The sequence below is a fragment of the Okibacterium endophyticum genome (assembly GCF_054780075.1).
In genome coordinates this window covers 143,556-154,859 of the sequence record NZ_BAAGXA010000006.1, presented here as the reverse complement: position 1 = coordinate 154,859, position 11,304 = coordinate 143,556, and the positions used below count along the sequence as shown (strand labels likewise).

Annotated in this window: 10 protein-coding genes; 7 read left to right on the top strand and 3 right to left on the bottom strand. The window is 67.2% G+C overall.

Annotated elements, in window-relative coordinates:
• Nucleotides 1-8: 8 nt before the first annotated feature.
• Nucleotides 9-1,355, bottom strand: coding sequence for a HupE/UreJ family protein (locus tag ACYVF5_RS09305; RefSeq protein WP_460945602.1), 1,347 nt, complete (start codon nt 1,353-1,355; stop codon nt 9-11).
• The gene (locus tag ACYVF5_RS09300) at nt 1,352-2,512 is read right to left on the bottom strand and encodes a DUF3500 domain-containing protein (RefSeq protein WP_460945600.1); all 1,161 of its coding nucleotides are present in this window, start codon (nt 2,510-2,512) and stop codon (nt 1,352-1,354) included. Before ACYVF5_RS09300 ends, ACYVF5_RS09305 begins: the two co-directional genes overlap by 4 nt.
• 132 nt (nt 2,513-2,644) lie before the next feature.
• Between ACYVF5_RS09300 and ACYVF5_RS09295 the strand changes: the two genes are divergently transcribed.
• The 3 genes from ACYVF5_RS09295 to ACYVF5_RS09285 all read left to right on the top strand — a co-directional run bounded on the left by ACYVF5_RS09295 (nt 2,645) and on the right by ACYVF5_RS09285 (nt 5,822).
• Nucleotides 2,645-3,139: a PLDc N-terminal domain-containing protein gene (locus tag ACYVF5_RS09295; RefSeq protein WP_460945598.1), complete on the top strand. Its 495-nt coding sequence runs from the start codon at nt 2,645-2,647 to the stop codon at nt 3,137-3,139.
• Complete coding sequence (gene menD / locus ACYVF5_RS09290) at nt 3,132-4,832, top strand: 2-succinyl-5-enolpyruvyl-6-hydroxy-3-cyclohexene-1-carboxylic-acid synthase (protein ID WP_460945814.1); 1,701 nt, start codon at nt 3,132-3,134, stop codon at nt 4,830-4,832. Before ACYVF5_RS09295 ends, menD begins: the two co-directional genes overlap by 8 nt.
• 129 nt (nt 4,833-4,961) lie before the next feature.
• The gene (locus ACYVF5_RS09285) at nt 4,962-5,822 is read left to right on the top strand and encodes a PPK2 family polyphosphate kinase (protein WP_460945812.1); all 861 of its coding nucleotides are present in this window, start codon (nt 4,962-4,964) and stop codon (nt 5,820-5,822) included.
• Between the two features lie 6 nt (nt 5,823-5,828).
• On the opposite strand, the gene ACYVF5_RS09280 is transcribed toward ACYVF5_RS09285, so the two are convergent.
• The gene (locus ACYVF5_RS09280) at nt 5,829-7,085 is read right to left on the bottom strand and encodes an isochorismate synthase (protein WP_460945596.1); all 1,257 of its coding nucleotides are present in this window, start codon (nt 7,083-7,085) and stop codon (nt 5,829-5,831) included.
• Between the two features lie 72 nt (nt 7,086-7,157).
• Between ACYVF5_RS09280 and ACYVF5_RS09275 the strand changes: the two genes are divergently transcribed.
• From ACYVF5_RS09275 to ACYVF5_RS09260, 4 genes are all read left to right on the top strand, one after another.
• On the top strand, nt 7,158-7,859 hold the full coding sequence (locus tag ACYVF5_RS09275) for a demethylmenaquinone methyltransferase (protein ID WP_460945594.1): 702 nt from the start codon (nt 7,158-7,160) through the stop codon (nt 7,857-7,859).
• Nucleotides 7,860-8,022: 163 nt separating this feature from the next.
• A complete protein-coding gene (locus ACYVF5_RS09270) occupies nt 8,023-9,015 on the top strand; it encodes a polyprenyl synthetase family protein (RefSeq protein WP_460945810.1) in 993 nt (330 codons plus the stop codon).
• A gap of 24 nt (nt 9,016-9,039) precedes the next feature.
• Nucleotides 9,040-10,404 (top strand): FAD-dependent oxidoreductase, encoded by a 1,365-nt coding sequence (locus ACYVF5_RS09265; RefSeq protein WP_460945592.1) that lies wholly within the window; start codon nt 9,040-9,042, stop codon nt 10,402-10,404.
• 68 nt (nt 10,405-10,472) lie between these two features.
• Nucleotides 10,473-11,294 carry a hypothetical protein gene (locus ACYVF5_RS09260; protein ID WP_460945590.1) on the top strand — a complete coding sequence of 274 codons (822 nt, stop codon included), beginning with the start codon at nt 10,473-10,475 and terminating at the stop codon, nt 11,292-11,294.
• Nucleotides 11,295-11,304 lie beyond the last annotated feature (10 nt).

Sequence of the window (11,304 nt, the reverse complement as noted above, 5' to 3'; positions counted from 1 at the left end):
GGTCATAGTTAACTCGCTTTATGCCCGAGTTCACGCCGTTGACGCGTGAACCCGATCGGATCCGCCGGAACCGTGACAGCGCTCCGCACGGGCAGGAACGCCCACAGGCCGGCCGACGCCGACGCCAGGATCGCCAGGGCGACGACCGGATGGGACGCAATGAGGTCGAAAACCGGTTGCAATACCGAATCGCCTCCGGTGACGACGCCGACCGTCCAGCCCGCGGCGGCCACGACGGCGAAGCCGGCCAGTGCGACGCGGACTCCGGCGTAGGCGCGAGAGCGGCTCATCATCACCAGAAAGGGCAGGACGATCGCGATCGCGATCAGCTGAGCCAGCTCGACGCCCACGTTGAAGCCGAGAACTGCCGCGATCGTTGTGCCGGCATCGAGGTCGAGCTCGAGGATCGTCGTCGCGAAGGCGGCGCCGTGCACCAGGCCGAACAATCCGGCGATCCACACCTCGCCGCGGGGGAGGAGCGGGCGGATCACGTGCACGGCCGCGACCGCTATCGAGACGGCCACGAGGACCTCGATCGGTTGCGCCGGGAGCGTGAGCAGCCCCAGGGAGACCGCTGCGAGGGTCAGCGAATGACCGACTGTGAACGCACTGACGATGAGGCCGGCGCGTTTGAGCGTCGGCGCCAGCTGTCTGCGGTCCTGCCAGCGAGCCCGAAGGCCGCGGCCGGAGGCGATCAGCGGTGCGGGCAGCAGGAGCATGGCCAGGAAGAGCAGGTGGTCGGTGCCCTCGGCGATGTGACGCATCCCCAGCACAACAGTCGATCCGACGCCCGTCCAGAACGAGGCGTCGCCGCGATCCAGAGCGACAGTGTGTTCGGTTGTGGTGAGGACGGCAAGCAACTCGGGTTCACCCTCTGGAAGGGTGCCGCCGGCGAAGTCGCTGACGACCGAGACGTACACGTCGTGCGTCGCGATGCGTTCGGAGACCGCGTCGTAGTCGAGAACGACCTCGCCGACGGACTCGCCCGCAGGGACGGCCTCGACCTCGACCAGGATCGTCGGCAGATCGTTGACCGTGCCGAGAGAGACCGTCTCGACCTCGACGCTGTACTCGCCGTTCTCGTCGGTGAGCGTCAGATGATCGGCGACGTACTCCTCGATCGCTGTCGCAGCCGCCTCGACGCCGTCCTCCGTCGCGTCCACGTCGCTGTCCGTGGCGAGCGTGTAGCGGTCGAGCGGGATCTGCAGAGCGAGGTCGACCTCGCTCTCGTGCACGGTCAGCAACACGGCTGACGTCTCGGAGGGATGCGCCTCGGCGGCGGCCGGGATCCCGACCAGGGCGAGCCCCGCCGCGAGCCCGCCGAGGGCCAGCGTCGCGAAGCGGGAGCGATTCACTCGCTCACCGTCCCGTAGTCGCTGGTCTTGTCGCGGTAGACGGTGTGGATGTGCACGTCGTCGAACCCGACTCCGGACTGATTGACGTACTCGATCCACACGCTCGGGCCGCTGATGCGGAAATAGGCGCCCTCGGCGTCGGCGTCGGTCGATCCGGACCAGGAGAGAGAGGTCTGGTCGTACTCCGAGACGTACGCCGCGATGATCTGCTCGGCCACGTCCTCATCGAGATCGCCGACCCACTGGCGGATCGCCTCGGTGACCTGATCCTGCTGCTCCTGCGGGAGCTCGCTCACGAGGAGCCCGCCGTCGTCCGGGTAGGCCTCGTCGTCGTTTCCCGCGCCCATCACAACGTCGTCGTAGATCGCACTGAGCTCCGATTGACTCAGCTGGTCCTCGGTGAGGCCTCCGAGAAGCGAGAACACGGCATCCTGCATCTCACCGAGCGGTTCCACAGCGGTGCCGTCGTCGCGTGTCCAGGTCCGCGGCTCGACGCCGACGAACTCGGGGGTCATGGTGACGGTGTCGCCGGAGTAGTCGATGTTGAGCGCGAGATGGTGCCCGCCGAACTGGATGAGGTAGGCGCTGGCGGTGGACGGCTCGCCGAAGAACGCGATGTAGTAGTTGTCGCTGCTCCAGCCGAGTCCGCCGCCGCCGGATTCGGCGAGTACGTCGTCGGCCTCCATGATCTCCAGGACCTGCTGGTAGCCGTCGTCGCTCAGCATCGCCTGCAGGAGCGAGAGGAGAGCGTTGTGCTGTTCGTCGGTCATCTCGCCGATCGAGAGCCCGTTGCGCTGCACGGAGCCCTCGGGCAGGTTCGACCAGTTCGACTTCGCGTCGTCATCCGAGTAGTCGTATGAGACGGCGTCGAGCTGGGTGTCGTCCAGAGTGGCGAGGAACGCCTTCGCCGCGGCCGTGACCTCTTCGGTGTTGGAGTCGCTCGACGCTTCGGTCGCTGCCGTCGTTGTGTCTTCGGACGACGACGAGCTGCTTGTCGACGATGTCGCCGTCTCTGCGCCGATGGCGCACCCGGTGAGGATGCCGACGAGGGTGATGCAGGCGACGGCGCCGATGACGGGACGCATACGGCGAGAGCTGTTGCCGGATGCACCGGTCTCGTCTGGACGGAAGAAGCGGAGGGGGTTCTGTATGTTCATGTCGACGATGTTCGCCCAGCTCACCAAGACCCGGCTTGCGCCAACCTTGGTGATTGCTAAGAGCGGTGCGCGTGCCTCGGCTCCGACCACCACTCCCAGATAGCGCGCAACCGCGCGGACTACGATGTGGGTATGGCCCGACTTCTTCTTGGAATCTCGGTCGTTGTCGTCGTTGCAACGGTCTATGCGGTGATCGACTGCGCCATGATCGCGAACGACCGCGTTCGCGGGTTGTCGAAGCCGGCCTGGCTCGTTGTGATTCTCGTCATCCCCGTCGTCGGCCTTCTGCTGTGGTTCTTCATCGGGCGCGGCAAGGCGGGACGTGTCGTCTCTCAGCGGCTGGCCCCAGACGACGACCCCCACTTTCTCGGCACCGTCCGCCCGCATGATCCGGAGCAGGACGAGCGCATCCGCCAGCTCGAAGAAGAGCTCGCGGCTCTCGACGACGAGTCCGACGACACCGCCGAGCCTGCCCAGACGCCCGATCCGCCAGCTCCCGCGCCCGAGCGCGACGACACGGCTGAGGGCTCCGGCACGCCGGGCCGGCCGGGCATCCCCGGTGCCGCGCCAGACAGGGGTGACCACACGAGCAAACGCGACGACCGCGGTGACGCCGCGGATGCATAACCAGAGCCCGGCCACCGTCTATGCGTTGGCCCTGCTCACCGGGCTTGCCCGTCGCGGGGTGCGCGAGGTCGTCGTCTGCCCCGGATCGCGCTCGCAGGCGCTCGCGCTTGCCGCCGCAGCGCTCGAGCGCGCCGATTCCGTGCGTGTTCACGTGCGGATCGACGAGCGATCAGCCGGGTTCTTCGCCCTGGGGCTCGCGATCGAAACGGGCGCGCCCGCCGTCGTGATCGTCACAAGCGGAACCGCTGTCGCCAATCTTCACGCTGCAGTGCTCGAGGCGCACCACTCGGCTGTGCCCCTGCTTCTGCTGACCGCGGACCGGCCAGATGAGCTGAGAGGAATCCGCTCCAACCAGACCACACGGCAGATGGGCATCTTCGGCGAATCGGTGCGCTTCAGCCGGGATGTCACGGCTCCGACGGGCAGGTCGTCAGAGACCGCAGACGCTGAGGAGCTCGCGGCGAGTGCTGTCGATGCGGCACAGGGGATCGGCGAAGCGGGCGCGGGCCCCGTTCACCTCAACCTGGCGTTCCGCGAACCGCTCTCGAGCCCACTGGGCGAGCTCGAAGCCATCGACCCCGTCGACAGGACGACCCGACCGACGGCACATGCTGCGCGTATCGAGCGTGCCGGCATCCTCCTCGACCGGGAACCTCGCACGCTCGTCATCGCCGGTCACGGATCAGGGGCACTCGCCGAGTCCCTCGCCCACGCGGGCGGATGGCCTCTGATCGCCGAAGTCTCAAGTGGGGCGCGTTTCGGGCGCAACGTGATCGTCGCATACCGGGACCTGATCGCGGACGAACAACTCGGCGGCCGTGTGCAACGCGCCATCGTCTTCGGGCACCCGACGCTGAGCCGTGAGGTTCCCGCCCTGCTGCAGCGTGAGGGCGTCGAGGTGATCGTCGTCGCCCCGACGGGCGCCGAGGTCTACAACCCCGGGCGACGTGCGGCGCACATCGTCGGGTCGGCGAGCGTGTCAGAGGGAGTTGTCGACCGCGCCTGGCTCGGCGCCTGGGTCACCGCGTCTCGTGCACTCGTCGAGGAACGCTCGAGTGATGTCGCCCCAGACATCGAGGCCGCGCGGTCACACGATCCGGCGACCAGGCTCGGCTACGTCAGGAGTGAGTTCGACGCGGTTCGCGCACCGCTCGATCGCCCCATGCTCGTGCAGGCGGTGTGGCGTGCGACCTGGCCACACGACCGTCTGATGTTCGGGGCTTCGCGGCTGATCCGCGAAGCGGATGCCACCGTGCCGGGCAAGAAGATCACCGTCCATTCGAACCGCGGGCTCGCGGGCATCGACGGCACCGTGTCGACGGCGCTCGGCATCGCGACCGCGAGCCAGGTCGACGGTTCTGCCGGCGTGACGCGGGTTGTGCTCGGCGACCTGGCGATGCTGCACGATGTGGGCGGATTGCTTGTCGGGGCGGGTGAACGCACGCCGCGCATCCAGGTGATCGTCGGGAACGACAACGGCGGCACCATTTTCGATGCACTCGAAGTGGCCGGCACCGCGGCACCGGAAGACATCGACAGGGTGCTCTACACACCGCAGTCGGTCACCCTCGAACTGCTTGCGCGCGCGTACGGGTGGGAGTACTCCCGCGCGACCACACGAGCCCAGCTCGACCAGGCGCTCACCGCGCCGGTCACCGCGCCCGTGCTCATCGAGGTGCCGCTGCCGCGGTAGCCGATCCGCACTGCGCGCTCGACGCTCCTCCGTCGTGATTTCACCACTTGTGGACGTTTTCACCCGGCGTGCCGCGTGAAAACGTCCAGAAGAGATGAAAACGTCGGGCGCGTGGCGCGACAATGGGGCATGGCCTACAGCTCAGACGCATTCCAGCTCGATCCGTGGGACACCCTGCGGGTGGGTGAGGGTTTTCGACTCGCAGACATCGACACCGGCGGCACGCCGGGGTTCGAGGGTGACAAGAACGATGCGAAGCACGAGCTCAAAGCGCAGGCACACGTGCTGGGGGAGCAGCAGGAGCGGCTGTATGCCTCGGCGGTCGGGGGCGGCGCGACCGACTCGGCGCTGCTGGTGCTTCAGGCGATGGACACCGCGGGCAAAGGCGGCATCGTGCGCCACGTCGTCGGTGCCGTCGACCCTCAGGGCATTGCGCTGACCGCGTTCAAGGCGCCGACGGCAGAAGAACTCGAGCACGACTTTCTCTGGCGGGTCGAACAGAAGGTGCCCCGCGCCGGGATGATCGGGGTGTTCGACCGCTCTCACTACGAAGACGTTCTCATCGGCCGGGTGCGCCAGCTGGCCGACCCGGCTGAGATCGAGCGGCGATACAACGCGATCGTCGATTTCGAGACGTCGCTCGCCGAACGCGGTGTGCGCATCGTCAAGGTGTTGCTGCACGTCGGAAAAAAGGAACAGCGCGAACGGCTCGCAGAGCGACTCGACCGGCCGGACAAGCACTGGAAGTACAACCCGGGCGATGTGGACGAGAGGCTGCTCTGGGATCAGTACCAGGATGCCTACCAGCTTGCGCTCGAGCGCACGGACAGGGAGCACGCCCCGTGGTTCGTGGTTCCGGCCGACCACAAGTGGTACGCGAGGATCGCCGTGCAGCACCTGCTGCTCGACGTGCTCGGTGACATCGACCCGCAGTGGCCGCCCGCCGACTTCGACATCGACCTCGAGCGGGAGCGCCTGGCCGCCTCGTAGCGCGTGCTACCCGAACGCCTCGACGACCGGCCTGAACTTCATACGCGTCTCGGTGAGCTCGCGAGCCGCGTCGGACCCCGCGACGATCCCGCATCCCGCATGCGCCGTGATGTCGCCGTTGCCGGCGACCTGTGCGCTTCGCAGCGCGATGGCCCATTCGCCGTCGCCGTCCGCGCCGACCCAGCCGACCGGGCCCGCATAGCGTCCGCGGTCGAAAGGTTCGAGCTCTTCGATGACGGCGATGGCATCGCTCGTCGGTGTGCCGGCGACGGCGGCCGTCGGATGCTGCGCCGCGATGAGGTCGAGGGATGTCGACCCGTCGCTGAGCGTGCCCTCGACGTCGGTGGCGAGGTGCCACAGGTTCGGCAGCTTGAGCGCGAACGGGACTTCGCTCGTCGTGAGGTGTGCCGTGTGCGGACGAAGCGACGCGAGCACACTCTGCACGGCGAACTGGTGCTCATCCTGGTCTTTGGTGCTTGTGACCAGGCCGATGGCGGCGTCGTGATCGGCGAGTGCGTCTTTGCCCCGCGAGGTCGTTCCGGCCAGCACCCGTGCACCGACGACACCGTGGTTGACGCTCACCAGTGTCTCTGGTGATGACCCGACCAGGCCGTCGACCGCGTACGTCCAGCAGTCCGGGTACCCGAGGGAGAGCTCGAAGAGCACACGTCGCAGGTCCGCGCCGGCGGGCAGATGGCCGACGAGGTCGCGGGCGAGCACCACCTTGCTGAGCCTGGCTCCGAGAATCCGGTCGACGGCATCCGTCACGTGGCGTGTGTAGCTCTCTGGTGTCTCATGGCCGGGCACCAGCGTGATGCGGTACTCGTCGCCGTAGGGGGTCGGCGTGACCGGCGGCACTGCTTCGTCACCCGCCGCGCGGACCGTTGTCATCCAATGCGTGTCACCGCGACGGCCGACGATCACACGGGGAACGATGAGCACACTCGACCGGGTGCTCGAATCGGCGAAGGTGAACGCTCCGAACGCGACGAGGCCGGTGCCTGGCATCCTCACCTCGTCGTTCACGCTCGACGCAGTCACCACCTGCTTCCAGGCGGCCACCGCGTCGCGGAACCGTGACGCGCCGAAGAACTCGAGGCGGATCGCCTCGCCGATGCCCACGATGCCCTGGCCTTTTCGGCTCCAGACGAGCGGATGCTCAGGGTCGGTGAAGGGAATGAGCCGACGCGAGTCGTCGATGCGGGTCGTCTCGACGGTGAGGGTGCGCGCGTCAGGCCCCGCCAACGTGTCAGAAGATGTCACTCCTCAAGCGTACGCCGCCGAAGCCGGGCCGACGTCGCATGGCCGGCCCTCTCGCCGCGTAAACTCGAGAGCATGAATCGCGCGCACCTCGACAAGCAGCCGACACAGGTCTCGGCCATGTTCGACGAGGTGTCGACGCACTACGACCGCACGAACACCGTGCTGAGCGTCGGCAACGACGTGCTCTGGCGGGTGGCGACCACACGCGCGATCGACCCCAAACCGGGCGAACGCATCCTCGATCTCGCGGCGGGCACCGGGACCTCGAGCGCGTCGATCGCGAAGTCGGGGGCGGCTGTCGTCGCCACCGACTTCTCAGAGGGGATGCTCGAGGTCGGCCGTCGCAAATACGCTGGCGTTCGCAACCTGCGGTTCTCGTTCGCCGACGCCACGGACATCCCGTTCGGCGACGACCACTTCGACGCCGTGACGATCTCGTTCGGCCTGCGCAACGTCAACCAGCCGAAGCACGCGCTCGCCGAGATGCTTCGTGTCACGAAACCGGGTGGCCGCATTGTGGTCTGCGAGTTCTCGACACCGCCGAATCGACTGTTCAAATGGGCGTATGACAGCTACCTGCGCGCCGTCATGCCGATCCTGGTGAAGGTGACCAGCTCGAACCCGGCCGCATACGAGTACCTGAACGAGTCGATCCAGACGTGGCCGGCGCAGCGCGAGCTCGCCGCGTGGATGCGTGAGACCGGCTGGTCAGACGTGCGCTACCGCAACCTCACCGGAGGCATTGTGGCGCTGCACCGCGCGACGAAGCGGTGAGGGCTGTCGCGCCGACGCTCGTCGCGCGCAACCGCAGGTTCTGAGATCTCTGCCTGCTGACGGATCGGGCCAGGGCCATGACCCCCGGTAGGCTGGACGGGTGAACCTGAGCACCGCCCGGCGCGACACGAGTTTGTCGAGCCAGCTGGGACTGACCGAACGGATGCTGGCGACCCCGCAGATGAAGCGGTTGATCGCCTCTATCGACGACGGTCTCGCCCTCATCGAGAGCGAGCTCGAGAGCGATCTCACGTTCACAGACGTTGTGGCGGACACGGCGAGCCGTTACCTGCTCGAGGCAGGCGGAAAACGGGTGCGGCCGATGCTGATGCTGCTCGCGGCACAGCTCGGCGGCGGAAACACGTCAGAAGTGATCTCTGCAGCGAAGGCGATCGAGATCACGCACCTGGCCTCTCTCTATCACGATGACGTTATGGACCACGCAGACCGCAGAAGAGGGGTCCCCAGTGCGCACACCGTGTGGGGCAACTCCGTTGCGATCCTGACGGGGGACCTGTTGTTCTCCCGGGCGAGCAAGCTGATGGCCGCCCTCGGCGAACGGGCCATCCGCCTGCAGGCGGACACCTTCGAACGGCTGGTGCTCGGACAGCTGCACGAGACCGTCGGCCCGCAGGACGGCGAAGACCCGAAGAGCCATTACATCCAGGTGCTCGCAGACAAAACCGGGTCCCTCATCGCGACGGCGGCGCAGGCCGGTGTGCTCTTCTCTGGCGGACCGGAGACGCTGCAGGGGGCCGTGCGCGAATACGGCGAGAAGATCGGCATCGCGTTCCAGCTGATCGACGACGTCATCGATCTGTCGCCCCAGCCGGAGCACACCGGCAAGGTGCCGGGCACCGATCTCAGGGCTGGCGTCGCGACCCTGCCGATGATCTATCTCAAGGAGCTCGCTCAGACCGATCCGGCTGCGGCGGATCTCGTGAGTCGTATCGAAGAAGACGCAGACAGTGAGGGCTCCGCGCGATTCGCCGTCGCCATCGCCGAACTTCGCGCGCACGACGTCACCACCAGAACCCTCGACGAAGCTCACAGATGGGCGCGAGAAGCTGTCGACGCCCTCGAGCCGGTCCCCGCCGGCTCCGTGAAGCAGGCGCTCATCGGTTTTGCCGGGCGTCTCGTCGAACGCAGCAGCTGACCCGGACCGGAGGAACAAGACGACGTGACCAAACTCAGGCTTGCCATCGTGGGCGCAGGACCCGCTGGAATCTACGCCGCAGACATCCTGCTCAAGGCCGAGCGCAAGTTCGACGTGTCGATCGACCTCTTCGAGCAGCTGCCGGCCCCCTACGGCCTCGTGCGCTACGGCGTAGCCCCCGACCACCCTCGTATCAAGGGCATCGTCGGCGCCCTCAGAGAGGTGCTCGACCGCGGAGACATCCGTGTCTTCGGCAACGTGCACTACGGGTCTGACATCACACTCGCCGACCTGCAGAAGCACTACAACGCGGTCATCTTCGCGACGGGCGCCGTGCGCGACGCCGACCTCGCCATCCCGGGCATCGACCTTCCGGGCTCATACGGCGCTGCGGATTTCGTGAGCTGGTTCGACGGGCATCCCGACGTACCGCGCACCTGGCCGCTCGATGCCGAGTCCGTGGCCGTGATCGGCAACGGAAATGTCGCACTCGACGTGTCGCGAATGCTCGCGAAGCATGCGGACGACCTGCTGCCCACCGAGATCCCGCAGAACGTCTACGAGGGGCTCACGGGCTCACAGGTCACCGATGTGCACGTCTTCGGCCGGCGCGGCCCGGCCCAGGTCAAGTTCACGCCTCTCGAACTGCGCGAGCTCGGTGAACTGCGCGATGTCGACATGATCCTCTATGACGAGGACTTCGACTACGACGAGGCCTCGCAGGCCGCCGTCGAGAGCAACAAGCAGGTGATGGTGATCAACCGGGTGCTGCAGCAGTGGCGCCAGCGTCCCACCGGCCAGGCGTCTCGTCGACTGCACCTGCACTTCTGGGCGCGGCCGGTCGAGGTGACACCGGATGCCCGCGGCCGCGTCGGTGCGTTCCGTTATGAACGGACGCGTCCAGACGGCCAGGGCGGTATCGAAGGCACCGGTGAGATTCGCGAGCTGCAGGTGCAGGCCCTCTATCGCGCCGTCGGCTACTTCGGCTCACCTCTCGAGGGAGTGCCCTTCGACAAGAGACACGGTGTGCTGCCGAACCGCGAGGGCCAGGTGCTGCACAGGGGCAGCAACGATCCCGTTCCTGGTGTCTATGCCACGGGGTGGATCAAGCGAGGGCCCGTCGGCCTGATCGGGCACACCAAGTCAGACGCGATGGAAACGGTCAGGCACGTCATCAACGACCAGGGCAACTGGTGGTCGCCTGAAGAACCGGATGAAGAGGCGATCACCGCCATGCTCGATTCGCGCGGCGTCGTTTATACAGACCTGAGCGGATGGCACAATCTCGACCAGCACGAGATCGCCCTCGGCGAGGCGGAGGGACGCGCTCGCGTCAAGGTCGTGCCGCGAGACGACATGGTGCGGATCTCGCGCGGCGACGCCGGGTGACGTCTGGCGTCCCCACGCCTCTCGACGTTCTGCTGTGGAATGAGTGTGTCCCCCGATAGGGTGGTCTCATGTCGAACGCACAGCCTCCCGCGAATCCCTACGGCCAGCCGCCCCAGCAGGGCCAGCCGTACGGCCAGCCGCAGTACGGCCAGCCCGCTCAGCCCCAGCCGCAGTACGGCCAGCCCGCTCAGCCGCAGTACGGCCAGCCGGGTCAGGGATACCCTCCGCAGCAGGCTGCCCCCAGAAAGCCCGTTGACAGGGGGATCTTCAGGCAGCTCGTCTTCGGCGCGGTCATCGTGCTCGGCGTGGAGATCGTGGTGACCATCCTGCAGCTCATCGGTCAGGCCGTGTACATCGGTTTCTACCCCGAGATCATCTTCTCGTTCCTCGGCACGGTCTTCGGCGCTGTGCTGTTCATCGTCGGCGCCGGGCTCAGTGCGTTGTACATCGCACCGATCGAGAAGGCGCGAGACACCGTCGACCTGCTCAAGAAGCTCGCCATCGCCGGCCTGATCGGAACGGCACTTGTTTTCCTCCTCAACCTGCTCGGGTCGCTTCTGGGCGGCGGAAGCCACTTCGCCGAGAGACTCGTTCAGGTGGCCATCGTCGGCACGATCGTCGGCGGCCTCTATTACACTCTGCTGTTCGCGCTCGGTGTGTTCATCGCCCGCGCGCTGCCGGCGAGGCCGCGGCAGGCCTCCGGCCACCCGCAACAGACGTACCAGCCGCAGCAGGCACGTCAGACGTACCAGCCCCAGCAGCCGCCTGCTCCTGGCCAGCCGACGGCGTCAGGCCCGCCCCCTGTGCCGAACAACCCGGCTCCCGGCCAGCAGCCGGCCGCGCCGGGTTCGTACCAGCCCCAGCAGCCGCCGTACCCTCCGCAACCGTAGGCATCTGCGG